This window comes from Muricomes intestini, from assembly GCF_004346165.1.
Taxonomy (GTDB): domain Bacteria; phylum Bacillota; class Clostridia; order Lachnospirales; family Lachnospiraceae; genus Muricomes; species Muricomes intestini.
On the sequence record NZ_SLZZ01000003.1, the window covers coordinates 19,811 to 45,545 of the forward strand.

The following is a 25,735-nucleotide window of genomic DNA, read 5'->3' on the forward strand; positions in this document are numbered from 1 at the left end:
ATTATGCGTAACTATTCAGGAGGACAGAATTATTTACAAACAGCCCTTAACAATTACAGGTTTTCCGCATACTCTCAATAATCCTTTTTTCCATTCTGGATACCTGCACCTGAGAAATTCCCATCCTTTTCCCGACTTGAGACTGCGTCTCTTCTGCAAAATACCGAAGGTAAATCAGCTGACGTTCTTCCTTGTCCAGGCTTTCCAGCAGTTGTGCAAGCAGCATACGGTCCAGTATCTTCTCTTCTTTTCTCTCTTTTTCCTCCAGCTTGTCCACAAGGCAAATTTCATTTCCCTCTTTCTGATGGATTGGCTTGTACAAAGAATCTACTTCGCCTCCTGCTTCCATTGCCTGGACAATTTCTTCTCGATCCACCCCCATAATTTCTGCCAGTTCATCTAGGGTTGGTTCTCTTCCTAGCCTGCCTACCAGCTCTTCTCTCGTTTGAAAGATTTTATAAGAAAGTTCTTTCAAGGACCGGCTCACTTTTATCATTCCGTCATCCCTCAAAAAACGTTTAATCTCTCCTGATATCATGGGTACTGCGTATGTGGAAAATTTCACCTCATAAGACAGATCAAATTTATCAATGGCCTTAAGCAGGCCGATACTTCCAATCTGAAATAAATCCTCCGCTTCAGTCCCTCTTCCATAAAACCTTTTCACTACACACCATACCAGCCCTACATTTTCTTCTACTAATTGTTCTCTCGCTTCTTTATCCCCATCGTGTGATTTCTTAATTAAAGCGATTGTGTGGTCCATAGCTCCCTTCCTTTTCCGATGGTTTTTTTCATCCTTACTGTGGTTCCTTTCCCCAGCTCTGACTCAACTTCCACCTGGTCCATAAAGGCCTCCATAAAGGCGAATCCCATCCCGGAACGCTCCAGTTCAGGCTTACTGGTATACAAGGGCGTCATAGCCTGTTCCACGTCCTCTATCCCTACACCACTGTCTCTTACTTCCACCGTAAATTGCTGCCCTTCTATCCTGCAGCGGATGGAAACCTTATGTATCTCATTTTCATACCCGTGAATGACAGAATTTGTTACTGCCTCAGACACTGCTGTCTTCACATCCGACACCTCTTCTACTGTGGGATTTAATTGAGTCATAAAGGATGCTACAGCCACTCTTGCAAATCCCTCATTGGATGAAAAGCTGTCAAAAATAATCTCCATTTCATTTGTGTTTTTCATACTTCGTCCTCCTCATATATCTGCATTATTTTTGTCATTCCTGACATAGTCAGAATTTTTTTAATTCTTGCATTCGCATGCACTGCCCAGATTTCTCCACCCAGCAGACGGACAATCCGATATCTTCCCATAATCACTCCGATTCCCGAGCTGTCCATAAAATCCGTCATCTCAAAATCAAAAATCACAAACTTAATATGATTGCGTTCAATTAATGTGTCTGCATTTTTTCTCATATCTTCTGCGTTGTGATGATCCACCTCCCTGGGCAGATAAATAGTCAGGCAGTTTTCCTGCACCTGATACTTCATATTACTCCTCCTCCATGCTTTTACAGTTTCTGTTTAGGACATGTGAAACGCTCCCCGTCCGTCTGTCCTGTTCTTTCCGTACTCTTTTTAATATCAGAAAAGGATATGTAAACTCTTACATATCCTCATCTTGCGTATATCAGCAGAAGTCTTCTACTGACCGTCTGTACTTTCATCTGCTGCAGCTGTGCCATCACCTGCTGCAGCTGTGCCGTCATCTTCCGTGGCTGTGCCGTCGTCCTCTGACGTATTGTCTGTCTGCGTATCTGTGCCCTGTGAAATTGTATTTAAAGCATTCTGTGCTTCCTGTGCATTCTCTGTATCCGGAAATAATTCAACAACACGTTTCAGATAAGTTAAAGCATTGTCATTATCCCCATTTCGCTGATATGCGAGTCCCAGATTCAGCAGCGCTCCTCCGTCGTCATAATTTTCATCCATCTTTACAACCTTTCCCAGAGAAGATATGGCGGTATCGTAATTTGCAACATTTAAAGATTCCACTCCCCCAGAATATAGGATATCACACGCAGAAGGGAAAATACTTGCGGAAAGTTCATCATACATTTGTTGTCCGCCTTCTCCCAGAGCATCTCTATTTACATTCAAAAGCGCATCCGCCATTACATCATAGGTGTAGCTTCCTGAATTGTACTGACTGGATACTGCCATCAAATTTTCATAACTTTCAGATGTACTCGCCGCATTCTTAGCATTGGCTGCTGCGTCTGCGTCATTCTGACGGTACTGATCCAGCGTCCTTGTCTGGGCACTGACCTGTGCTTCCAACGCATTAATACGCTCACTGTACTCAACAACCTGCTTATTCACACTGTCCGCCTTTGACCTACTCACCGCCGGTGCTATAAGAAACCATACAATTGCAGCTCCGATTACAGCACCTACTATAATATTCATCACAGTAAATTTCGCAGTCAGTGCCTTAATTCCCCCGTTCCTGGGCTGAATAATCGTCTCGTTTCCCAGGCTGTATTCCACTGCCTCTTCCTTCCCGGGTCTTTCAGCATTTGCCTTTTTCCCTCGGAGATTTGCCATCTCATGCATATAACGAAGAGTCATATCGTTGGTTGTATCCATTTTTCTGGCAATCCGCAGTACCTGTCTTGCCTTGGCATATTGTTCCGTATGCAGGTAAAGCAATGCAAGCAGCTGATATGCCTTTAAAAATGAAGGGTGGGCTGCCACAACCTTCTTCAGCTGAATAATCGCCAGATCTTCTCCGTTCTGGCTGCAATACACAAGACACTGATTATATCTTTTTACAGCCTGATTAATGGTCTCCAGTTCAACGGCTGATTTCTGGACTTTATTTATAAAGTAGTCAGCTATATTATCTCTTGGCCTTAAGTTCTTGCTGATAATCCATTCGACCAGACCTTCTGTAACCTCCCCCCGCCCATAATAAACAAGGCCCAAAAGATTTCTGGCGGCAATATTTTCTCTATTATATTGTAAACTCCGCCTAAGGGAAACAATTGCACCGGACATATCCTTTATCTGTGCTTTCCTCAGGCCATCATTATACCAGTGATTAGACTGATATAAGATTTTCTTCGCATAGTCCATCTATGGTCACCATTGTCTTTCCTTATTTCGTCTGATCCATAACTTCTCTCAGGAGGTCAGTCATATCCGACAAATCTTCCTGATACACTGCATTCTCAATGTCTTCTACTTCCAGACTTGGTTTGAACTTCTTAAGTTCCTCTTCGTAATCCAACATATTCATATCTCCTGCTTATGCTGCTTAGGCTTGGTCTTTTCAAGCCTTAGCCGCAAAGTACAACCTGCTGGCTTAGTGAGGTCCTTTCGAACTTAGCAGCATGGTTGTTTCGCTAATTATCAGTTCCAACTCTCCCGCCAGGTAGAGGGAGCCCAGGCAGTATATTTCCCTGTCCCTCTGACGTTCTAGTACATATTGAAGTGCTTCCCTGGCAGACTCCTTTATAATAACAGGCTTATCTGTATGTCTGTTGAAAATGTTCTGCAGTTCGTCCATAGACGCTCCGCGCTCATTCTCAATCCGGGTAAGCACATAAAAATCCGTCTTTAATTCCTTGCACAGACAGGCAATCATTTCTTCATAATTTTTATCGCGTACTACAGAAAACAATACAATATTTTCCTTCTTCTGCATCTGCACACTCCTGACGAAATTTTCCACTGCGCTGACATTATGTGCACCATCCACATAGACACCCGGAAGAATTTCTTCCATACGTCCTGCCCACTTTACCTGGCTAAGCACTTCTCTCCAGGCATCTGTCTTACCGTCACTGCCAAAGATAAAACGCATAATCTCCATGGCCAGCATCGCATTGCCCGGCTGATAAGTCCCTATATTGTTTAATGTCCATGCTGTATTTCCATAATACGCATTTGCGCAGGAAAATGCAATATGTTTATCCCTGATTCCCAGAATTTCGTACGCGTCTTTCCCTATTTTTTTACATGGCGCTCCCCGCATATCTGCCTCATTTTCAATTACCCGGTTACTTTTTTCGCAGGTGTCAGAGTAGAAAACCGGTACACCCGGCTTTATGATTCCCGCCTTTTCAAACGCAATCTTTTCTACAGTATCTCCTAGTATTTCCGTGTGATCCAGGCCTATGGAAGTAATCGCTGTCGCCAGAGGTTTTTCAATGGAATTAGTGGCATCCAGGCGCCCTCCAAGCCCGGTCTCCAGCACAATATACTCCACACCTGTCCTTGCAAATGCCGTCATTGCCATTCCAAACAGGAACTCAAAAAAGGTGGGATGAGGAAGTCCTGCTTCCTGCATTTTTTCAGTTATATCAAGTACATATTCGAACAATTGGAGAAACGTCTCATCCGAAACCTGTTTTCCGTTTATAACAATTCTCTCATTCATTTTTATCAGATGGGGCGAAACAAATAATCCCACCGTCTTTTTCTGAGCCAACAACATAGTACTTAAATAGACACACACAGACCCTTTGCCATTGGTCCCTGCTACATGGAGAATCTTGCGCTCTTTCTGTGGATTTCCGAGATATTCCAAAAACCTGCTGATATGTTCCGGTTTATTTTTTTTTGTAAACTTCGGGATGTTCAGAATGTATCTCGTTGCTTCTTCGTATGTCACTTTGCATCCCCCGTGTCCGCATCTACAAATGCATTCCTCCCGGGTTCTTCTTCATCGCCCGTGAGGGGAACTTCTGTCAGCTTCCCATCCTGATACTCATATTCCCCAGATGCGCGGAAAACTGTGTTATTGGAGCCAACCTGGTCTACCTGTATAATATCTCCGTTTTCCAACTTTGACTCTTTCAGGTCAATCCTTGTATTATTCAAAAAAGTACTGGTTTGTTTCTCCCCGTTTATATATATTTTACTCTGCTTTGTAAAATTTTCGCCGTAAACACTGTAAGTTCCGTCCATCTGGGATACCAGATCTGTAATGGATGTGTCCTTGACGCCCATTACCATGTGTCCCTCAGTGATTGGTTTCCCGCTGCCCTCATAGACATACTGCTTCCCGTACAAAATATCGTACTGCAGAAGTTCCAGGTCCGATAAATAGTTCTTCGTCTGCCTCCTCTGCTGATGATAATTAAATACAGTACCAGAATGGATATCCAGCCTTTCAAATACATCTGCCATAATCTGATAAGAGGGAACATTTCTGTCTTCTTGTTTGAGTCCGATATTGTCCCAGATTACATAGTTGGTATTATAAAGGTATCGGCTCTTCATATCCTTGGCTTCCAGCCCCATAGTGGGCAGATGATCCCCATAAAATACAACAACCGTGGGCTCACCCCGCTTCTGAATTTCCTTAATAAGATTCCCTGCAAATTTATCCATCTCGTGAACTTCATTGACATAGTATTCCCATGAATTGCGCTTTCCCTCATCTTCCACACCGCTCACCACAATCTCCGGGTTTTCAATCATCTTCTCTGTAGGATAGTCCCCATGCCCCTGCACACTGACGGTAAACACAAAGTCCTGCTGTGTGGTAGTATCCATAGATTCCAGAATATTTGGAATCAGAATGTCATCCGTTGCCCAGCCCTTCGGTGTAGTCTGTAGGATATTCATGAACTCCTTACTTGTAAAATGGTCAAATCCCATATGATTAAAAACTTGGGCCCGGCTGTAGAAGTTACCCCCGTTATTATGAATTGCCTCCGCACCGTAGCCAAGGCTTTCCAGCGCCGTGGCGGCACTTTCCATTGTGTTAGTCTTTACGTAGGTCTTATATGGGTATTCCCCCGGTCCGAAGTAACGCATGTTCATCCCCGTCAGCACTTCAAACTCAGTATTTGCAGTTCCGGCACCTACAGACGGAACTTTAAAGTATCCGCTGGAAAATTCCTGACACATCTTCCTTAAGTTTGGAGTCGGATCTTCTGAAAAGTGCAGCCATTCTACTTCTGTAGGGTCAAAGTAAGATTCCAGCTGTACAAAAATGATATTCGGGAGCTCATCTTCGGACATCTCCGTCTCACTCTTTGTAATATCACCGTTATTGCTGATTTTCCGCATGGTATCTTTGCTGTAGCCTGCAGGTTCTGATATACCGGTGTCAAAAATACTGGCTGTAAAGCAGTAGGGAAAACCATAATCTTCATAGGCAAAAGCGATATTTCCAAAATAATTGGAAACCACACGATTATCGATTGCCACATTCGTAAGTACAACATACGCACCAATCCAGAATACTACCCCGAGTAAAGAAATAATGCGATGCATTTTTCCTGTATACTGTCCCCCTCTGCGCCACATGGAAAAAACCCAAAGCACCACTGCCGCCACTCCTATAGCCAATAAAATGAGTTCAAAAGGACTAAAATAATTACCCGTCAGTTCCAAGGCATCTGAAAGTACCTTCAGGTCCTGGGCATTGAAGGGTGTGACCCTTTTTAGAAGCAAATAACCGTTACATATGCCGATAAACAACCAGAATACACTCAGCAAAATTCTGGCAAACACCCTCCGGCGGACCAGAAATACAATGGAAAAGGTTGCAAATATCAAAAATGTATTAAATAAAAACACTTTCGGCGTTCCCACCATATAATCCCATGCCGCAAACAGAGAATGTCTTGATATCACTTCTATTAAAAAGTTCAACACAGCTGCAAGCAGATAATGGAAAATAAGTGCTGTCTTGTTCATGAAGCTGTATACAGGTTTCATTTTGTTGGCAAAAGCACTGTTGCGGCGCTGCTCAAGTGCATGCCGTTTCCGCTCCTTCCTTGCTGCTCTGTACGCTTTTATATCCTCTTTGTTAAGATTTTTTATTTTACGGAAAAAGCCTTTTATATCAGGTTTTCTGATTTGAATGTGTTTCATGTATAACCACTCCTATGATTTCCTCAAGCCTGCCATTCTCTCCTGCACCTGCTCTAACATTTGTGTATATTTTTCCAGTTTTTCTCTTTCTTCCTGTATCTTTGTCTCTGGGGCTTTGCTGATGAATCTTTCATTTGCCAGCATACCTTCTGCTCTTGCAATTTCCTTTTTCAGCTTTTCTTCTTCCTTTGTCAGACGCTTTAGTTCCTGTTCGAAATCAACCAGCTCCTCCATGGGAAGATAAATAACTGCATCCGGCACAACAATGGAAACTGCATCCTCTGAGACTCCCTCTTTTCTTGTGCCAATAAATATCTCCGTTGCACCCATAAGAGGCTTCACAGAAGCAGACAAAACTTTAAAACCAGCTACAAGTGTTTCATCTTCACTTACAATAAACACTTTGGTTTTACGGCTGTTTGCAACATTCATCTCGGAGCGGATGTTGCGGATACCTCGGATTACTTCTTTCATGTGCTCTACAATATTTTCCGATACGGCAAAGCTCCATTCTTCTTTGTATACCGGCCACTTAGAAATCATCAGTGACTCCTCTTCCGGAACAAGGACATTGTAGATTTCCTCTGTTACAAATGGCATAAATGGATGGAGCATTTTCAGTGCCTGCCCCAGGACAGTTTTCAGCGTCCACAGAGCACAGTTAGCCGCCTTTGAGTCTTCATCTTTATGGTAAATACGATACTTTGCAATTTCTATATACCAATCACAGAATTCGTCCCAGATAAAATCGTACACTTTTTGTACTGCGATACCCAGCTCAAATTTATCCATATTCTCCGTCACATCTTTTGCCAGAGTATTCACTTTAGATAGAATCCACTTATCAGTTTCCGCCAGTTCAGAAATGCCGGGCTGTGTCAGTTCCTCATTTTCAATGTTCATGAGGATAAAGCGTGACGCATTCCATACCTTATTTGCAAAGTTCCTGCTTGCCTCTACCCTTTCCGGATAAAAACGCATGTCGTTTCCGGGAGCATTTCCTGTCACCAGTGTGAGACGAAGTGCATCCGCACCATACTGGTTGATGATATCTAACGGATCGATTCCATTTCCAAGAGACTTACTCATCTTACGCCCTTGTGAATCTCTCACAAGACCATGAATTAATACCGTATTAAAGGGTGCTTTTCCAGTATGCTCATATCCCGAGAACACCATCCGGATGACCCAGAAAATAATAATATCATATCCAGTTACCAGCACATCTGTAGGATAGAAATAGTCTAAGTCATCTGTTTGTTCCGGCCACCCCAGTGTAGAGAAGGGCCACAGTGCTGAGCTGAACCATGTGTCCAAGGTATCTTCATCCTGAGTAAAGTGAGTCCCCCCACAATGTGGGCATACTGAAGGTACCTCTTTCGCCACTACAAATTCTCCGCACTCATCACAATAATATGCAGGAATTCTGTGTCCCCACCAAATTTGTCTGGAAATACACCAGTCTTTAATGTTTTCCAGCCAATGCAAATAATTCTTACCAAAGCGTTCCGGCACAAACTTCAATTCGCCGGTCTTCAATGCGTTGATTGCAGGCTTTGCCAATTCTTCCATCTTCACAAACCACTGCTGTTTAATCAGCGGTTCTACGACTGTCGAACACCTGTCATGAGTGCCCACACTGTGAGAGTGAGGCTCTATCTTTACAAGATAACCCTGACTTTTCAAATCCTCTACAATTGCTTTTCTCGCCTCATAACGCTCCAGGCCCGCATATTTGCCGCCCTTCTCATTTATGGTGGCATCATCATTCATAATATTGACTTCCTCCAGGTTATGACGCTTTCCCACTTCAAAATCATTGGGGTCATGAGCAGGAGTAATCTTTACAGCACCTGTGCCAAACTCTTTGTCAACATAATAATCAGCTACAATAGGAATTTCCCGGTTTACCAGCGGCAATATTGCATTCTTACCCACAATGTCCTTATATCGCTCATCATCCGGGTGTACTGCTATTGCAGTATCTCCCAGCATAGTTTCCGGACGTGTAGTGGCAATCTCAAGGAAACGCTCTGTACCTGCTATTGGATATTTGATATGCCAGAAAAAACCGTCCTGCTCTTCATGCTCCACCTCCGCATCGGAAAGAGACGATTTGCAAGCCGGGCACCAGTTAATAATTCTGGAGCCTTTATAGATGTATCCTTTTTCATACAGACGGATAAATACTTCCTCTACCGCCCTAGAGCAGCCTTCATCCATTGTAAAGCGTTCTCTGTCCCAGTCGCAGGAAATACCTAGCTTCTTCAATTGGTTCTCAATGGTCCCGGCGTATTCTTCTTTCCACTGCCATGTTCTTTTCAGAAAGCCTTCACGTCCTAGTTCCTTCTTGTCAATCCCCTCTTCTTTTAATTGATTTGTAACCTTGACCTCTGTGGAAATTGCAGCGTGATCTGTCCCCGGTATCCACAGGGCATTGTATCCCTCCATTCTTTTATAGCGGATCAGGATATCCTGCAGTGTATTGTCCAGAGCATGTCCCATGTGCAGTTTTCCCGTAATATTTGGCGGAGGCATTACAGTTGTAAATGGCTTTCTGCTTCTGTCAACCTCTGCATGAAAATACTTGTTTTCACACCATCTTTCATACAATTTTCCCTCAATTTCCTTCGGATTATAAGTTTTCGCCAGTTCCTTTCCCATTGTTTCCTCCTTATTCCCTGTCCTTTCACGAAATTTTCACATTTTCAAAAACTTAAAACGCCCTTTACTTGTTGTAAAGGGCGTAATCTACGCGGTACCACCTTAATTTTATGCCCAGCTTACTCTCAAAGGCCAAATTTAATCTTACCTTTTCCAGCAGGCATCTTTTTAGTGCACTGCAGCATTAACACTTCGCAAAATAGCTTGCCCAATTTTCTGAAAGTCAATGAGACAGCACACTAGCCCTGTAACGCGGACAACTACGGGATGTCTTACTGCTATGTTCAGACCTCCGGTTCAGAAGCTACCTTCCACAATTCTCTTCTGAAACTGCCTTCCAGCCAATGGGCAGTTCTCTCTGTCAAGAGTAATTATGTACTCCTCTTCCTCAGCACCTTTATACTTTATCCTTCTGGATAGTTACGAAAATGTTAACTATATATACTTATTGAACTACTAATGTTCAATAAGGTATGAATTAAGGTCTATCATATCTTTCAGATGCTGATTTGTCAAGGTTTTTAATAAATCTTAAGATTCAAAGTTTTTGGAAATAGAAGAAATCCACCTCTTGTTTTGACAAAGACATACAGGGGTTTCCTAATCTGCTTCTAATTCCTTGTGTGACCAGCTGATAGGCATTCCAAAAATCCACTTCGCTTTGCACCTCAACAGGGCTTCTGGTACTGACAATTGAAAATGCTATACTGATTGGAGTCTCTTTTTCATTCACTTGTCTGGCAGAATACCCGATGTATATATCTCCTGAAACATATATATTATTTTCCTCATATATCTTCTCTGCACTTACATCCCACAAAGCAGCAATTAAATCTGCTGTATACCTCTCGCAGTCAAGATCAAAAAATGTGATTGTATAACGTTCTGTAACCATAGTTCACCATATCTGTTTCTTTTATATTAATATATGTTCTCGGGCATAAATTATGTTACATTGGTCATCTTGATGCCTTTAGCTTTGAGATCATATCTACAATAGAATATCCGTAGCGTTCCGCCGTAGCCCAGCCGTAGCCCCCCGGATTTTCCCTCTGTCCAAGCCACTCCACATAGGGAGCGCATCCTTTTGTCACATATTCATACCGGTCATCTACGCATTCTTGATTTAGGGCATCTCCGGTGGCATAAGCTTTCAGATGCTGTATCTGGGCACGTATTCCTGTCCTGACATCCGCAAAGGATTCTCCCGCCACACCGCCCCCTGTAGTGCCAAGCCCTGCAAAATTAAACTGCTCAATAGATGCATCTCCGCCATACTGCAGCCATCCTGTCTCCTTCATAGTCTGCACAAAAGCAACCTCCGGACGAACCTCCTCTGCTACGGCTTCATCATAGTACATCTGGCAAAAAGTCTCAATGCTGCCCGCACCACCCTTCTGCAGTTCCTTTGATGGATATGTTTCACCGCTGGATTTAAAATATGTTACCAACTGCTCCACTGTCACAGGGCTTTTCCCCATAATTGGATACTGTCCCTGGGCAATTACTTCTTCAGTCTGTTCTTCTTTACTTTTGTCCTCCTCTGTTTTGCTGTCATTTCCTGTCTTTGCCGCTGAATTTTCTTGTTCTGCTTTTTTGAGAGCTTCTTTTGAGGACGCTTGCTCCGTCTTCTTTTTTTCAATTTTCCTGTCAAATACTCCGCTATTTGAGCCGATCCCGATAACAGTAACTAAAAGAATTGCCAGCCCCAGTTCAAGCCAGATCTTAAGCTTGTTTTTTTTCAATCCCATACTTGCACCCTTGTCCCAAATTTCTATATCACACTTATCCTTTACAATATATGCAGAAGACTCTTTGCTTATGCTGCTTAGGCTTGGTCTTTTCAAGCCTTAGCCGCAAAGTACAACCTGCTGGCTTAATGAGGTCCTTTCGAACTTAGCAGCATGGTTGTTCCCTGCTTATGCTGCTTAGGCTTGGTCTTTTCAAGCCTTAGCCGCAAAGTACAACCTGCTGGCTTAGTGAGGTCCTTTCGAACTTAGCAGCATGGTTGTTCCCTTATATATAATAAAAGTTACAGTTCGACATGCATATTTAATCAAATATCCGCATAGCCGAACTGTAACCTATAATTTTGCTCTGTAACTGTTTTTATTCTGTAACTACGCCCTTCTGCAGCATTATATTTGCATAAAGTGCCTTTTCGCTTGTGGCAATAATTGCATAAGCTGTCTTGGATTCATCATAGAATTTAAAGCGTTCAATATTCCCTACAGCTTCTGCTCCTCTTTCATCATATTTAGAAACAATCTCTTTATAAGTGTCCCAAATAGGTGTCTCTACATTATCTCCCGGCATTACTTCCATTAAATTCATGGGTTTTTCAACATAAGTATCCAACGGAAATACTTTGAGGATTGCGTCAAGTATCTCAGGTACACCGTGTCCGTCACATCGGATTACAATTGCATCTTTGCCCATAGACTCTGCCGGAAAATTCCCGTCAGAAATAACAAGTCTGTCACTGTGCCCCATCTCACATAACACTTTTAATAATTCAGGTGATAAAATCTGTGGAATTCCTTTTAACATGTCTGCCTCCTGCTTATCGAATAGTCTTGTACAGCGGTCCGTATGCCTGGCATGCTCTGAAGTCCTGTCCCTCTTTGTCCTGTCCAAATGCATTCCATGCTGTAGGTCTGAATATCTTCTCCTCAGGAACATTATGCATAGCTACCGGGATTCTTAACATAGAGCAAAGTGTAATTAAATCAGCTCCGATATGGCCATACATAATCGCACCGTGGTTAGCCCCCCAGTTGTTCATAACATCATAAGCGGTTGCAAATGCTCCCTCGCCTGTAGTTCTTGGTGTAAACCATGTACATGGCCATGTATAGTCTGTTCTCTTCCAGAGTGTATCTGTTACACCTTCCGGGAGTTTCACTGTCCAGCCCTCTGCTATCTGAAGCATTGGCCCTAAATTCTTAACAAGATTCAGACGAATCATTGTTACAGGCATCTCAGCCTCTGTTACAAATCTGGAAGAATAGCCGCCGCCTCTGAAATATCCAAGGTCTGCGTAGTTCCATGTTGTAGCATTCATAATTGCTTCCTGGTCTGCCTCTGTCACATCATACCATGGCTTCATACAGCCATTTCCATCCGCATCTTGGGCCTGTCCGTTTGCATCCAGGCATGCTGCGCCTGAATTAATCAGATGAATAAATCCGCCGGACTCTTTTGCGTGGCCTTCTACTTCGTATCCTGTTGCCTTCTTTACGGCCTCCGGGCTCCAGTAAGTACGTACATCTGCAAAAATAGACGCAGAGTTTGTAAGCAGTTTTCCAAACAGCATTCCCAATCCATTCAGAACATCATTTTCTGTCGCCAAAATGTATGGCTCTCTTGCCCCGTTCCAGTCAAAGGATGTGTTGAGCATAGCCTCTGCATAGTCGCAGTTTGGATAAAAGTCTGTCCACTGTCTCTGTCCCTGGAAGCCGGCCGCAAGTGCATTGTGTCCAACCATCTCTTCCTCTGAGCCTTCCGGAAGATTTTTATTTCCATTCATCAAATCTTTGATGATGCACATCATCTTTACTACGAACTCCCAGTCAGAATCTTTCGCTTCACGGGATTTCTGCAGGTTTTCAGGGTTCTTATCAAAGCCTTCCTTGCATTTTTCCTTAGTCCATGCAAGCGCCTTCTGATATTCTGCTTCATCATAGATACCTTCCGTCATACGGCGGATGATTTCCACCTCATCTACAGACTCTACACGCATACCAAGGTATTCTTCAATAAACGCAGGATCAATAATAGATCCACCTATTCCCATGCAGATAGAGCCAATCTGCAGATAAGATTTGCCTCTCATCGTTGCTGCAGCAACAGCGGCGCGGCCGAATCTTAATAATTTTTCCTTTACATCACAGGGGATTTCTGTATCGTCAGCTTCCTGCACATCGTGGCCATAGATGCCAAATGCCGGAAGACCCTTCTGTGAGTATGAAGCCAGTACGGATGCGAGATAAACAGCACCAGGTCTCTCAGTTCCGTTAAATCCCCATACACCCTTGATTGTCTGTGGATCCATATCCATTGTCTCTGCACCGTAACACCAGCAGGGAGTTACAGACAGTGTAATATCTACACCCTCTTTTCTGAATTTATCTGCACACGCAGCGGCTTCTCCCACACGCCCGATTGTTGTGTCAGCAATTACAACCTTCACAGGCTCACCATTTGAATACTTTAGATTCTCCCGAAATAATTTTGCAGCAGATTTTGCCATATTCATGGTCTGCTCCTCCAGAGATTCACGTACCTTAAGAGGCCCTCTTCTCCCGTCAATAGTAGGTCTGATGCCAATCGCCGGATAACTTCCGATAAGTCTTGATTCTGCCATAGTTTGTTTCCTCCTTATTTTTGAATAATTGTTTTAAACCTTTCATATGCCGCATTCCACTTTTCTTCATCCTGCGGAATGTATTCATATGTTTTTTCTGAATTTGCAATAATTTGTCTTGCCTCGGTCATATCCTTGATTTCTCCCAAGGACATAAACTGTATAGCTATATTACCAAGGGCTGTAGCCTCAACCGGCCCTGCCATGACTTTGCGGCCCGCTGCACCGGCGGTCATCTGACACAACAGTCTGCTCTGAATGCCCCCGCCGATCATATGGATAATAGGATAATGCCTTCCCGTACAGCTTTCTATCTGCTCCAATGCATACCTGTACTTCAGTGCAAGGCTCTGATTGATACAGCACATAATTTCACCGATTGTCTCCGGAGCCTTCTGACCTGTCCTGCGGCAGAATTCACGGATACGCTCCGGTATGTTCCCAGCCGGTACAAACTCCGGCGCATCAGGATCTACAAAGCTCTGAAACGGTTCTGCCTTCATTGCCATCTTCTCCAGCTCCCCGAAAGAATATTCCTGTCCCCCCCGGATCCACTGTCTTCTGCTCTCCTGAGCAAGCCATAAGCCACTGATATTTTTCAGCAATGTGGTCGTGTCACCATAGCCGCCCTCATTGCTTACATTGCACTCCAGGGATTTCTCCCCGATAATCGGAGCTTTCAATTCGGTTCCGAACAGGCTCCATGTCCCGCAGCTTATAAATATGAAATCTTTCTCACGGGTAGGTACAGCTGCCACAGCACTCTGTGTGTCATGACTTGCAACCGCAATTACCTTCGCCGGCTGTATACCCAGCTCTGCACAAATGTCATCACTTAAAGTTCCCACCACAGTACCGCTTGGCACAATCTCCGGGAAAATCCTCTCTGGAATCTCCAGCGCCTGTAAAACTCTATCAGACCAGACTTTATTCCTTGCATCCATGAGTTGTGTAGTGGTGGCCATTGTGTACTCAGCCTTCTGCTCACCTGTCAGAAAATAGTTAAACAAATCCGGCGTCAGCAACAGCTTGTCCGCCCTCTCCAAAAGCCAGGGTCTCTTCTGAACCAGGGAATAAAGCTGGAATACTGTATTAAAGTTTTCAAACTGATTTCCCGTCATATCATAAAGCTCATCCCTGGAAATCTTTTTAAATGCTTCTTCCTGCATTCCCACTGTTCTGTCGTCCCGATAGTGTACTGCATTCTCCAGCAGTACCCCGTGTTCATCCAAAAGGCCAAAGTCAACACCCCAGGTATCAATTCCAAGACTCTCAAAACCGCCTTTCTGCTTCGCCTTGACAATGCCCTGCTTTATCTCAAAGAACTGCCTTAATGTATCCCAGTACATGGCCCCACAGACGATAACCGGATCATTGGAAAAGCGGTATACTTCTTCCATACATATTTTACCGTCCTCCAGGGTTCCTAAAATGGCACGGCCACTGGAAGCTCCAAAGTCAAATGCAAGCACCTGCTTCTTCGTATTATTCACTTGTCTTCCTCCTTTCTGCATAGTTTCTTACATTTTCTTATATTCTATCATTGTTCCCCCAAAGATACTTGTGTTATAATGGTAAAAAATATAACAATATTCACATAAAGGAGATTTATGCAATACATCAATTACCGGGAAAGCTGGCAGCGTGGGACAGCAGACTTCCCATTAGAGTATCATCATATTTCCCCTACGCATCCACAGTATGTTATGGCACTTCACTGGCATGTGGAGTTTGAAATCATCCGTATTATAAAAGGTTCGTTTCACTTGTTCATAGACGAACAAGAATTTAATGTCAAAGAGAATTCTTCTATCATTATTCCCGCCGGTGCCCTTCATGCCGGGACTCCTGATAACTGCACTTATGAGTGTGTCGTCTTCGACATGAATATGTTGATGAATAAAAATGATTCCTGCTGCAAACTCATCCGCCAAATTATTGACCATGAGGTTGAGCCTATATATGTCTACCCAAAAACCTATAACGATATCCACCAGGCTGTCTGGTCCTTATTTGATGCCGTTTCCTCCAGAAAAAAAGGGTACCAGCTGGCTGTCCTCGGTGCCCTGTATCAGACAACAGGATTGATTTTTTCTAAAAACTACTATAACCCTGTTCCTGAGAATCCTCCAAGGAACCACCGCCGTATTGTTCAGCTTAAAACTGCACTGGAATTTATAGAGTCTTCTTTTCACATGCAGCTTTCGCTAAAGGAGATGGCAGACAGTGTTCACATGTCTCCCAAATATTTTTGCCGCTTCTTTCAAGAAATGACCCACCGCACGCCTGTGGATTATCTGAATTACTATCGGATTGAGCGTGCATGCTACCAACTTTTGACAACAGACCAGTCCATCACCGAAGTAGCCTATAATTCTGGTTTCAATGATCTGAGCTATTTTATAAAGACTTTTAAAAAATATAAAGGAATCACTCCAAAACAATATCTTAAATCCTAATGCTTAAAGAAATAGTTTTTCTAATTAAGAAAAGGAGAGCCTTAAAAAGCTCCCCTCATCTCTTTTTTAGTATTGGATTTAGTCATACAGGTTCTGTGCGATTTCCTCATCGTCCATGTTGTCTGCTGTAAACCACTGGCAGCCTGTATCAACATCTGATACATCCTCACCCTTGGCAGCTTTCACACAAAGGTCAACAACTGTCTCACCCATCTTTACAGGAGCCTGTGTGATAGCACCGATAAACTCACCTGTCTTAACTGCATTCTTAATAACTTCACCGGAGTCAAATGCAATACCAATAACCTGATCATCACCTGAGCCAAACTTATTCAGGTTCTCATTGCCTGTCACCATAGCCTCGCCGGAGTGCTGGTTAGAGCCATAGATAGCAATGGTATCCTTTTTGTTGAGCAATGTCTGGCAGTCCAGAGAAGAAAGTTCAGACGTCACCTGTGCAGGTACTGCTACATCAATGATTACATCGGCACCATCTGTTTTCTCTACTTTAGCATCAGAAACATACTTATCATTTCCTTCAATAGAAACTGTCTTTCCGTCAGCATCACACAGTTCTGCAATCTTGTCGATAAATCCAAGTCCACGGTTGATAATAGATTCAGATGTTGCATCCTGAGCCATAACACCGATTCTTACTGGACCTGATGCCTTTGCAATTCTATCCTTGAGAGCTGCCTTATAGCCTTCTTCTGCTGCTAGTTCGCCTGCATTATAGTTATCTGTAGAAGCATTTGCTACAATCGCACCCTCCGGAGCTCCCGGAACACCGGAGTCAAATCCAACGATTGGAATATTGGATGACTGTGCCTGAGAAATTGCATCCATACAAGCCTCTGTATCAAGAGCTGCCAGTGCGATCGCATCTGGCTGTGCATTGATTGCACTCTGGAGCATCTGTACCTGGTCAGCAATATCAGACTCCGAGTTCGGCCCTACAAAATTAATCTTAACACCCAGTTCATCTGCTTTTTGTGTGGATCCCTTGAGAACTGCCTGCCAATACTGGTGCTGGAAACCTTTTGATACAATTTCAATACTTAGGTCCTCTTTAGCCTTTGATGAGGAATCATCTCCTCCTTTATCGGATGCGGAGCTGTCTCCCTTTGAGCCGCAGCCGATTACCATGGTTCCAATCATTGCAGCGCATAATAATGCGCTAATTACTTTTTTCTTCATTTCTTTTCCTCCCTTGGAATTAGAATTTTTATTAAAACCGCCGCTTTGGGCGAATTTAATATCAAGTTGTTCGAAACATTCATAAGCTTCCCGCACGTTAAGCACGTTTACTGTTTTTTAATACGTCAATCAGTACTGCTATAATAAGTACAAGACCTGTGATGATCTGCTGCCAATTTGCCTGCAGTCCTATGAACGGCAGACCGGTCTTTAAAAGTGACATAACGAATACACCGAGCAGAGTTCCTGCAATCGTACCATAACCGCCAGTCATAGAGGTTCCGCCGATGATTGCTCCCGCAATGGCATCCAGCTCAAGACCTGCGCCTGTACCGGGTGCAACTGCCTGAAAAGTAGCTGCGTATGCAATACCTGCAATCCCTGTAAAGAGACCGGAAATAATATATGCCAGTGACTGCCATTTCACAACATTGATACCGGAGAGTCTGGTTGCTTCCTTGTTGCTCCCTATAGCGATAATGTAGCGTCCCGGTCTTGACCTGTTCAGGAATGTAGACATAATAATGACAACTAAAATTACAATTATAAATCCCAGCGGAAACTTTACATTTCCTATGGTTAATTTAAAGATGCTTCTAAACCAGCCCTGGGGAACGCTTGCAGCAGGCCATGTGATACTCATTCCGCCTGTCAGAATGGAGCCAAGCCCCCTTGCCACCATCATAGTGCCCAGCGTCCCGATAAACGGGGGCAGATCCAACACTGCAATCAACAGGGCATTAAACAATCCAAACAAAAGTCCCAATACTATAGATGCCAGCATACCCACTATAACCGGCATTCCCTGATGTGTGATCAAATATCCTCCCACCAGGCCGCTGGCAATCATGCCTGTTCCTATGGAAAGGTCTACTCCTCCGGTAATCAGTGCAAACGTAACACCAATTGCCATAAAACTGATATAATATGAATAGTCAAAAATGCTGACAACTGTGGCATACTTGCGGAATGACGGACTCATAATACTAAAGAGAAGAGCCAGCAGGATAATAACCAGGACTACTACTATTTTCTGGGTTCCTATTGCTCTTACCAATGGATTATTGGTAAACACATTCCCCTTTTTCTCGTTCTTTCCCATTTTCTCATCTCCTCCTAATTTCTCAGTGTCGCAGCATGCATAATGTTTTCCTGAGTTGCCTCTGAAATAGACATCTCACCGGTCTTCTTGCCTTCACACATAACTACGATGCGGTCACTCATCCTAAGAATCTCTGACATTTCAGAGGAAATCATAATAATTGACTTTCCTTCCGCTACCAGTTCGTTCATCAGGTGATAAATCTCACTCTTTGCTCCGACATCAATCCCTCTGGTAGGTTCATCAAATATCAGAATATCACAGTCCCTTACCAGCCATTTTGCGATAACCACTTTCTGCTGGTTACCACCTGAGAGATTTACAACCAGCTGATCTACAGAAGGCGTCTTGGTGCTTAGGGACTCTACATACTTCTTAGCAACCTCAGCTTCTTTTTTCTTGTTTATGAAAATCCCATTCATATAATTGTCCAGAGAAGCCATAGTAGAATTCTCTGCAACCGACTTCTGCACAACTATACCAAACTGTTTTCTGTCTTCTGACAGATATCCGATACCGTGTTTAACGGCATCCATCGGGTTTTTAATGTCAACCTTTTTCCCATTGACATAGATATCCCCGCTTTCCTTGGGATCCGCGCCAAACAGCGCTCTTGCCGTCTCAGTGCGCCCTGCACCCATCAGGCCTGAAAAGCCCAGGATTTCTCCCTTGTGCAGCTCGAAACTGACATCCTGCACCATCTTCCCTGCATTCAAATTCTCTACTTTTAGAATGACCGGCGCATCCGGTGCAACATTGCTCTTAGTCTTTGGCTCCTCATAAATAACACGTCCTACCATCATATTGATGATATCGTCTTTTGTAGAGTCCTCCGTAATCAGAGTTCCTACATAACCGCCGTCCCTCATGACGGTTACACGGTCTGTAATTACTTTAATTTCATCCATCCTATGAGAAATGTACACAATACCCAATTGCTTTTCTCTCAAGTCGCGGATAATCTTGAACAATTCATCAATCTCAGCCTCTGTCAAAGCGGCAGAGGGCTCATCAAAAATTATAACCTTTGCGTCATGTGAAATAGCCTTTGCAATTTCACACATCTGCTGTTTGCCGACCGTCAGCTTACCCATCTTCTCAGTTGGATCAATATCAATGTTCAGCTTATGGAACAGCTTCTTTGCTTCTTCATTCATTTTTTTATCATTAATAAGCTTACCTGACATCATCTCCCGGCCGATAAAAATATTCTGCGCTACCGTAAGGTGGTTCAGCATGTTCAGTTCCTGATGTACAATCACGATACCTGCTGCCTGGGCCTCTCTCGGATTGGCAAATTCTACCTCTTTTCCCTCATAGGTTATGGTTCCCTCATCTTTTGTATAAATTCCTGTTAAAACTTTCATAAGTGTAGACTTTCCGGCTCCGTTCTCTCCCATCAGGGCATGGACCTCACCTTTTCTCACTTCCAGATTCACATGGTCGAGTGCATGTACTCCGGGGAAAGACTTATCAATACCATTCATTGTTAAAATTACTTCTCCCACGTTCTCACCTTCCTATTCTTTATATTCCAAATCTGATTAGTTCTTTCTCTTACGGCTGCGGACGTCGGCATATACTGCTGCAAGCACAATCAGTCCGGTAATCACGTACTGCCAGTCTTTCTGGAATCCCATAGCAAGGATGCCTTCCTGCAGAAGAGCAATAATCATAACCCCAATAACTGTACCGCTGATTGAAGCAACGCCTCCTGCCATTGAGGTTCCTCCCATAACACAACCGGCAATCGCATCATTGTTGAATGTATCCCCAAGTCCCGGCTGTACAGTTGTATAGGCGCCTACATAAACGATAGAAGCAACACCTGCCAGAGTTCCACAGATAACATATGCCAGCATCTCCCACTTTTTCACGTTGACACCAGAAAGACGGACAGCTTCTTTATTGCTTCCCAGACATAAGATATATCTTCCGATTTTTGTTTTATTCAGAATAATTGCACAGATTACTGCGACAACCAACAGGAAAATCAGACCCGTAGGGATCTGGGTGCCACTGCCCGTCATGACCTTGACCAGCACTCTGAATCCGCCGTTTTCCTGGCTGGACTGAGGCCAGCTTACAGACTGGGTCTTTGTGAATGCAGAGCCCACGCCCTTTGCAAGCATCATACTTGCCATAGAGGTAATAAAAGAAGGCATGTTCCAGTAAGCAACCAAATATCCGTTTATAACGCCAAATACCGTGCCGACCAAAATTGAAATAATCAGACATACTGCAAGCGGAACCCCTGACTTTGTAAGCAAGGACCCACTAATCAAAGCAGCACAGAACATAACCGGCCCGATAGAAAAATCAATTCCTCCTGTTGCAATAACAAATGTAACTCCCAATGCAAGGAATCCTAAAAAGTAAGCATAATTCAATGCACTCAGGATTCTGTTGTAGCTAAGAAATGTCGGGCTTAGAATAGCGAATACTATGTACATCAGTATGAGTACACAGAATAGGACAACTCTGTTAAAACCAACTTTTTTAACCAGTGCGTTATTTTTAATCTTTTCCACTTCCCATTCCTCCAATTCTAAAGTGTATAACACCTTTCTCACGCATATCAATAATATACTACTTCCGTTTTTTTTGAAATTGAAAATCTTACTGAAAAAGGTTAAAAAATTACAGCAGTAAATTTTTTACTGCTGTCCTGTAAATGGATAGAGAAGCCTTTGGTTTTCTTCCTCGTACATATTTTCCCTTGTTATCATCTTACAGCCGGAATCCAGGCTCTTCTCTACAGGCTGCCCCTCCAGGATATTCACTGTCTGCTGTACGCCAAGATATCCCATATTAAAGGGCTTTTGTATAATAATCCCCTGAAACACTCCTGCCTCCAGCATCTGGATCTCTTCAATGGAATTATCAAAGCCTACAACCTTAACCTTACCGGCCAGGCCTAAATCCCCTATTGCCCTGGCTGCCCCCACCGCAGAGTATTCATTTGTCCCCATGATGACCTTTAGCTTCGGATGTTTTTTCAGCATATCTTCTGTCAGGGCGTATGCCTTATCATAGGAAGAGCCGTTGAATACAATATCCACAACCTGGTCCTCATATTGCCCCAGTCCTTCCCTCATTCCCTTCTCCCGCTCTATAGCCGTAGACGCACCTTTGACATGTGCCACGATCCCAATTTCCGCATCTTTTGTTAGGAGTGATTTTGTAAATTCACCCAGTTCTCTCCCGGCCAGATAATTATCTGTCGCAACGGTTGCTTCAGCAATATCCCTGTCTATTATAGAATCAATCAATATAAGCTTAATGCCACTATCCACAACATCCTGAAGGGCATCTGAGGTCCCGGAATAGCTGCCGGGTGCAACTATGATGGCATCTGGCTTTTTTCGAATGCTTTCTTCGATATACCGGATCTGCCCTTTCACATCTTCCTCGGAATTTGCCCCCATGACCTCCAGGTCTACATTGAATTCCTCCGCTCCAAGCTCGGCTCCCGCCGTCAATGAGGACCAAAATCCGTTTGTACTGTCGATGATTTTTGGTATGAGAATTATTTTATACACTTTCTTCTCTTGGTTTTGTGGATTCAACAGAACTAATGCAGTCAGGAAAACTACAGCAACTATTCCTGAAATAAGCACTCCGGTTCTTATTTCTTTATTCATCCTTTTTTTCATCATTCGTTCCACCATCCAGCGGCACTGTAATCGTTGCCACTGTTCCTGCCCCCTTCCTGCTTATATAGGAAATCCCGTACTCTTCCCCATAATAAAGCTGCAGTCGTTTTTGTACATTGGGCACGCCTACCCCATTTGCCTTATGTTCTTTTTGCTTTTCGTCAAAGATATGAGCTAAGGTTTCTTCATCCATCCCCACTCCGTCATCCGAAATTGTAATATATGCTTTTCTGCCAAGCTTATAGCCGTCAATATTTATGTTTCCCTTTGTTTCCTTATATTTTAGGCCATGGTAAATAGCATTTTCCACTATAGGCTGCAGTGCCAGCTTAATAATCCTGACATGGTTGATTTCCGGAGACATTTCTATAGAATATTCCAGCTTGTCTTTATAGCGCATTTTCTGTATTGTCAGATAACTGCGCACATAATCGATCTCTTCTCCGATGGACACCTCCTCTTTGGCGTTGCTGATACTCTGGCGCAGAAGCCTTGCAAGGGCTGAGGTCATAAGAACCACTTCCTCACTTTTCCCGGCCTCAGACATCCAGATAATAGAATCCAGCGTATTATAAAGAAAATGTGGATTTATCTGGGCCTGCAGCGCTTTGAGTTCACTCTTTCTTTTTTGCTTTTGCTCATACACATTCTGCTCCATCAGTGTATGAATACGCTCTGTCATAACATTAAAGGACTTGCTTAAGCTGCCGACTTCATTTTCCGCCGTAACATCCACATTTGCTTTATCAAATCTTCCTTTTTCCACCAGGCTCATGGAATCACGAAGCTGCCGTATCGGTTTGGTAATTTCCCTGGATATGATGCTGGAAACCACGGTAACTCCCAGCAAAAGTACTGCTGCGACCAAAAAATACAGCATCTGTGCCTGTTTGTTATTTTTCATCAGTTCCGAGGTATAAATAGCCCCGACCACCGTCCACCCTGTTATATCAGATTTAGAAATTGTATAAAGCTTATCTCCGGTTTTTGTGAGAAAATGGTTAGATTTGCTTGACATAATCTGGTCAATGTTCTCTGTCATGAGTCCCCCATACATCAGCTGCTGTTTCGGATGATAGACAATATTTCCGTTCTCATCCAAAATGAAGATATATCCTTTATCCCCCAGACTATTATTATTGCATAGTTCACTGATAGCGCTGTAATTCAAATCTACGAAAAATACTCCATCATTTTTCCCTGTCCTATAGTTAACCAATGCCCTGCTCAGCGTAATTACCCACTTATAACTTTCCTGTATAGCATTCTGGACATGGGAAGAAGAAATTGCAATTCCTCGGGAAGAAGACAAGGCCGCCCTATACCAGCTTTCATCCTTGATATTAATATATTCTGTGAAATGATCACTCCCGTCATTCAGCACGCTGCGTCCATTGTTCGCCACCGCCGCTATATTGTAGATGTCATTGCGGCTGTCACGTATTGTGACAAACTGAGACAGTATACGTTCCCGCTCCTCTCCTGTCTCTTCTTCCGTCTGATCTTCATTATACAAATATTGAGAGACATCACTGCTCTTGGAGACAATAGATGAGATATTTATCAGATACTCCATATAAGAATCAATGTCATAATTCACTTGTTCGATAATCTGGGAGGAATAATTCACTGAGTTCTCATAAATGGTGTTTTTTGTAAAATGCAGTGCAATAAATAGGAATATCAACATTGCAATCACCATCAGAACCGAAAACGAAACCATGATTGTACTCTGAATACTTTTAAATCTGCCAAATATAGTTCTGTATCCTTTTTTATCCTTCATGCCTTAAATCTCCCTGGCATACTCTTTCGGTGTTTTTCCAGTCATCTTTTTAAATGCAATGCTAAAATAATGAGGATCACTGAAACCAACCCTCTCCGCAATCTCATAATTCTTAAGGCTTGTCTGACGGAGCAGCTGTTTGGCTCTCTCCATACGGACATTCGTCAGAACCTCCATAAAAGTTTTTCCTGTTGCCTCCTTAAATATACTGCTGAAGCGGCTTGTACTAATACTCAGATAACTACAAATCTGATTCAGGCTCAAATCTGGATTATTGTAATTTTCTTTGATATAGTCCATAGCCATAATTGCCTGCAGTTCGCCGCTGGAATAGCCTGCCTCAGATACTGCCTCCATCCCGGCCTTTGCATAGTTCCTGATCAGCTTCATGGCTTCCGTTAGGCTCCTGGCTTCTGTGATACCGGAAACATCCGAATCCTGCAGTTTGAAGTTCTCATTCGTTTCATACACTATTTCATGCAAAATACGAAGTACCTGCTGCAGATATGCCACCGTTCTGTTCCGTGTTACATACCCTGCTTTTATCCGTTCTTCAATATGATTCAGGATATCTTCTAAAAGTTCTTTGTCTCTCCCTCTTACAGCAGAAGCTATATCCTTAAGATTTCTTTCCAGTTCCATAGGATTTTCCACCGGCCGGAGCTTCTCACAGTCAAAGATAACCCCGCTTCCTTTAGTATACCTATATTTTAAAATTTTCGCAGCAGAATCATAGGATTTGGAAAGGTTCTCCAATTTATTCACAGAAATCCCGATTCCCATAGATACGCTCAGTTTCATAGCCTGATAGACCGTATCTTTAATCTCCCTGCATATGGAGCTTACCTCCGTTGCAAATTCTTTTGGCTTATTTGTAAAAAATAAAATGCAGACACGATTGTCCGAGTCACGATATGCCAGTCCTGCTTTGTGGTTATCTACAATTTCACTGCTGATGTTCTCCACAACGAAGGACATCAACGCACTCTCCTTCTTCAACTCATCATCAATCTCATAAAGGCCGGAATATACGTCAATGTCTATGGTTACCACCCGATAAACAAGCCCCACCACGGATACTCCAAACTCTTCCAGCTCCTGAAGGCTGGTTTCCACCGCCTGGGTTCCCATAACCAGACGGGAAAGGATTCTGGAAACAATCAGAGCCTCATTTTTCGTGTAATTGTGGTACACCTTCGTAAGTTCATCCAGCTTCTCCTCCTGCCTGCGCTCACCGTCGAGTTTTCCCTTAATCCGACTCAGCACCTCGGACAGTTCCTTTGCCGTCACAGGTTTCAAAATATATTCAGCCACTTTATATTGTATTGCCTGTTTGGCATAGTCAAAGTCGCCATATCCGCTAAAAATAATAGTTGTTGTCTGGGGCATATTTTCATAAATATATTTACTTAAAGCCATTCCATCAACATATGGCATACAGATATCCGTCAATACTACATCAACCGGTGTCTCCTCCAAAAATTCAATTGCATCTTTCCCATTCTCACAATCTCCCGCCAGCTCAAAACCAAGCTGCTGCCACTGAATTTTCGCGCTGATTGCCTCACGGACTAAAATTTCATCATCCACCAGTAAAACTTTATACACTATTAGTGCCTCCTTGTGTCCTTCTTTCGATTAACATATCTGC

21 protein-coding genes and 1 other annotated feature are annotated in these 25,735 nt (G+C 43.2%); of the genes, 1 reads left to right on the forward strand and 20 read right to left on the reverse strand.

The annotated features are described in order from the left end of the window. Window positions 1-46 precede the first annotated feature (46 nt). The 13 genes from sigF to EDD59_RS03230 form a co-directional block, all read right to left on the reverse strand. Window positions 47-766: an RNA polymerase sporulation sigma factor SigF gene (sigF, locus tag EDD59_RS03175; protein WP_132378840.1), complete on the reverse strand. Its 720-nt coding sequence runs from the start codon at window positions 764-766 to the stop codon at window positions 47-49. Further along, on the reverse strand, window positions 745-1,200 hold the full coding sequence (gene spoIIAB / locus EDD59_RS03180) for an anti-sigma F factor (protein WP_132378842.1): 456 nt from the start codon (window positions 1,198-1,200) through the stop codon (window positions 745-747). Before spoIIAB ends, sigF begins: the two co-directional genes overlap by 22 nt. Further along, window positions 1,197-1,511, reverse strand: coding sequence for an STAS domain-containing protein (locus EDD59_RS03185; RefSeq protein WP_132378844.1), 315 nt, complete (start codon window positions 1,509-1,511; stop codon window positions 1,197-1,199). The genes spoIIAB and EDD59_RS03185 overlap by 4 nt, the downstream gene beginning before the upstream one ends. A gap of 153 nt (window positions 1,512-1,664) precedes the next feature. Beyond that, window positions 1,665-3,098, reverse strand: coding sequence for a tetratricopeptide repeat protein (locus EDD59_RS03190; RefSeq protein WP_132378846.1), 1,434 nt, complete (start codon window positions 3,096-3,098; stop codon window positions 1,665-1,667). Between the two features lie 22 nt (window positions 3,099-3,120). Further along, the gene (locus EDD59_RS18270) at window positions 3,121-3,255 is read right to left on the reverse strand and encodes a hypothetical protein (RefSeq protein WP_279233324.1); all 135 of its coding nucleotides are present in this window, start codon (window positions 3,253-3,255) and stop codon (window positions 3,121-3,123) included. 72 nt (window positions 3,256-3,327) lie between these two features. Then, window positions 3,328-4,638: a bifunctional folylpolyglutamate synthase/dihydrofolate synthase gene (locus EDD59_RS03195; protein WP_132378848.1), complete on the reverse strand. Its 1,311-nt coding sequence runs from the start codon at window positions 4,636-4,638 to the stop codon at window positions 3,328-3,330. Continuing rightward, on the reverse strand, window positions 4,635-6,854 hold the full coding sequence (locus tag EDD59_RS03200; protein WP_132378849.1) for an LTA synthase family protein: 2,220 nt from the start codon (window positions 6,852-6,854) through the stop codon (window positions 4,635-4,637). The genes EDD59_RS03195 and EDD59_RS03200 overlap by 4 nt, the downstream gene beginning before the upstream one ends. A 12-nt stretch (window positions 6,855-6,866) precedes the next feature. Further along, window positions 6,867-9,518, reverse strand: a complete 2,652-nt coding sequence (locus tag EDD59_RS03205; RefSeq protein WP_132378851.1) for a valine--tRNA ligase — start codon at window positions 9,516-9,518, stop codon at window positions 6,867-6,869. Window positions 9,519-9,591: 73 nt separating this feature from the next. Then, window positions 9,592-9,919, reverse strand: a binding site (T-box leader). A 137-nt stretch (window positions 9,920-10,056) separates the two neighbouring features. Continuing rightward, a complete protein-coding gene (locus EDD59_RS03210; protein WP_132378853.1) occupies window positions 10,057-10,413 on the reverse strand; it encodes a hypothetical protein in 357 nt (118 codons plus the stop codon). Window positions 10,414-10,477: 64 nt separating this feature from the next. Continuing rightward, window positions 10,478-11,269, reverse strand: a complete 792-nt coding sequence (locus EDD59_RS03215; RefSeq protein WP_132378855.1) for a glucosaminidase domain-containing protein — start codon at window positions 11,267-11,269, stop codon at window positions 10,478-10,480. 358 nt (window positions 11,270-11,627) lie between these two features. Further along, window positions 11,628-12,068: an RbsD/FucU family protein gene (locus tag EDD59_RS03220; protein WP_132378857.1), complete on the reverse strand. Its 441-nt coding sequence runs from the start codon at window positions 12,066-12,068 to the stop codon at window positions 11,628-11,630. Between the two features lie 13 nt (window positions 12,069-12,081). Next, complete coding sequence (locus EDD59_RS03225; protein ID WP_132378859.1) at window positions 12,082-13,884, reverse strand: L-fucose isomerase; 1,803 nt, start codon at window positions 13,882-13,884, stop codon at window positions 12,082-12,084. A 14-nt stretch (window positions 13,885-13,898) separates the two neighbouring features. Next, a complete protein-coding gene (locus EDD59_RS03230) occupies window positions 13,899-15,398 on the reverse strand; it encodes a rhamnulokinase (protein ID WP_207670367.1) in 1,500 nt (499 codons plus the stop codon). A gap of 96 nt (window positions 15,399-15,494) precedes the next feature. Between EDD59_RS03230 and EDD59_RS03235 the strand changes: the two genes are divergently transcribed. Further along, on the forward strand, window positions 15,495-16,343 hold the full coding sequence (locus EDD59_RS03235; protein WP_132378863.1) for an AraC family transcriptional regulator: 849 nt from the start codon (window positions 15,495-15,497) through the stop codon (window positions 16,341-16,343). Between the two features lie 78 nt (window positions 16,344-16,421). Here EDD59_RS03235 and EDD59_RS03240 read toward each other — a convergent pair whose 3' ends face one another. The 7 genes from EDD59_RS03240 to EDD59_RS03270 form a co-directional block, all read right to left on the reverse strand. Further along, entirely contained in the window at window positions 16,422-17,540 is a 1,119-nt protein-coding gene (locus EDD59_RS03240) for a substrate-binding domain-containing protein (protein WP_132378865.1), read from the reverse strand. 97 nt (window positions 17,541-17,637) lie between these two features. Beyond that, window positions 17,638-18,642, reverse strand: coding sequence for an ABC transporter permease (locus EDD59_RS03245; protein WP_132378867.1), 1,005 nt, complete (start codon window positions 18,640-18,642; stop codon window positions 17,638-17,640). Between the two features lie 14 nt (window positions 18,643-18,656). Then, on the reverse strand, window positions 18,657-20,150 hold the full coding sequence (locus EDD59_RS03250) for a sugar ABC transporter ATP-binding protein (protein ID WP_132378869.1): 1,494 nt from the start codon (window positions 20,148-20,150) through the stop codon (window positions 18,657-18,659). Window positions 20,151-20,186: 36 nt separating this feature from the next. Further along, complete coding sequence (locus EDD59_RS03255) at window positions 20,187-21,173, reverse strand: ABC transporter permease (RefSeq protein ID WP_132378871.1); 987 nt, start codon at window positions 21,171-21,173, stop codon at window positions 20,187-20,189. 126 nt (window positions 21,174-21,299) lie between these two features. Continuing rightward, on the reverse strand, window positions 21,300-22,286 hold the full coding sequence (locus tag EDD59_RS03260) for a substrate-binding domain-containing protein (protein ID WP_243117335.1): 987 nt from the start codon (window positions 22,284-22,286) through the stop codon (window positions 21,300-21,302). After that, complete coding sequence (locus EDD59_RS03265; RefSeq protein ID WP_132378875.1) at window positions 22,279-24,084, reverse strand: sensor histidine kinase; 1,806 nt, start codon at window positions 24,082-24,084, stop codon at window positions 22,279-22,281. The genes EDD59_RS03260 and EDD59_RS03265 overlap by 8 nt, the downstream gene beginning before the upstream one ends. Window positions 24,085-24,087: 3 nt before the next feature. After that, window positions 24,088-25,692 (reverse strand): helix-turn-helix domain-containing protein, encoded by a 1,605-nt coding sequence (locus EDD59_RS03270; protein ID WP_132378877.1) that lies wholly within the window; start codon window positions 25,690-25,692, stop codon window positions 24,088-24,090. Between the last annotated feature and the right edge of the window lie 43 nt (window positions 25,693-25,735).

Excerpts from the sequence above, each read along its gene's own strand:
- EDD59_RS03205 (WP_132378851.1), bottom strand. The coding sequence starts at position 9,518 with ATGGGAAAGGAACTGGCGAAAACTTATAATCCGAAGGAAATTGAGGGA.
- EDD59_RS03245 (WP_132378867.1), bottom strand. The coding sequence starts at position 18,642 with ATGGGAAAGAACGAGAAAAAGGGGAATGTGTTTACCAATAATCCATTG.
- EDD59_RS03240 (WP_132378865.1), bottom strand. The coding sequence starts at position 17,540 with ATGAAGAAAAAAGTAATTAGCGCATTATTATGCGCTGCAATGATTGGA.
- EDD59_RS18270 (WP_279233324.1), bottom strand. The coding sequence starts at position 3,255 with ATGTTGGATTACGAAGAGGAACTTAAGAAGTTCAAACCAAGTCTGGAA.
- EDD59_RS03220 (WP_132378857.1), bottom strand. The coding sequence starts at position 12,068 with ATGTTAAAAGGAATTCCACAGATTTTATCACCTGAATTATTAAAAGTG.
- sigF (WP_132378840.1), bottom strand. The coding sequence starts at position 766 with ATGGACCACACAATCGCTTTAATTAAGAAATCACACGATGGGGATAAA.
- EDD59_RS03260 (WP_243117335.1), bottom strand. The coding sequence starts at position 22,286 with ATGAATAAAGAAATAAGAACCGGAGTGCTTATTTCAGGAATAGTTGCT.
- EDD59_RS03210 (WP_132378853.1), bottom strand. The coding sequence starts at position 10,413 with ATGGTTACAGAACGTTATACAATCACATTTTTTGATCTTGACTGCGAG.
- EDD59_RS03265 (WP_132378875.1), bottom strand. The coding sequence starts at position 24,084 with ATGAAGGATAAAAAAGGATACAGAACTATATTTGGCAGATTTAAAAGT.
- EDD59_RS03215 (WP_132378855.1), bottom strand. The coding sequence starts at position 11,269 with ATGGGATTGAAAAAAAACAAGCTTAAGATCTGGCTTGAACTGGGGCTG.
- EDD59_RS03190 (WP_132378846.1), bottom strand. The coding sequence starts at position 3,098 with ATGGACTATGCGAAGAAAATCTTATATCAGTCTAATCACTGGTATAAT.
- EDD59_RS03185 (WP_132378844.1), bottom strand. The coding sequence starts at position 1,511 with ATGAAGTATCAGGTGCAGGAAAACTGCCTGACTATTTATCTGCCCAGG.
- EDD59_RS03230 (WP_207670367.1), bottom strand. The coding sequence starts at position 15,398 with ATGCAGAAAGGAGGAAGACAAGTGAATAATACGAAGAAGCAGGTGCTT.
- EDD59_RS03235 (WP_132378863.1), top strand. The coding sequence starts at position 15,495 with ATGCAATACATCAATTACCGGGAAAGCTGGCAGCGTGGGACAGCAGAC.
- EDD59_RS03200 (WP_132378849.1), bottom strand. The coding sequence starts at position 6,854 with ATGAAACACATTCAAATCAGAAAACCTGATATAAAAGGCTTTTTCCGT.
- spoIIAB (WP_132378842.1), bottom strand. The coding sequence starts at position 1,200 with ATGAAAAACACAAATGAAATGGAGATTATTTTTGACAGCTTTTCATCC.
- EDD59_RS03225 (WP_132378859.1), bottom strand. The coding sequence starts at position 13,884 with ATGGCAGAATCAAGACTTATCGGAAGTTATCCGGCGATTGGCATCAGA.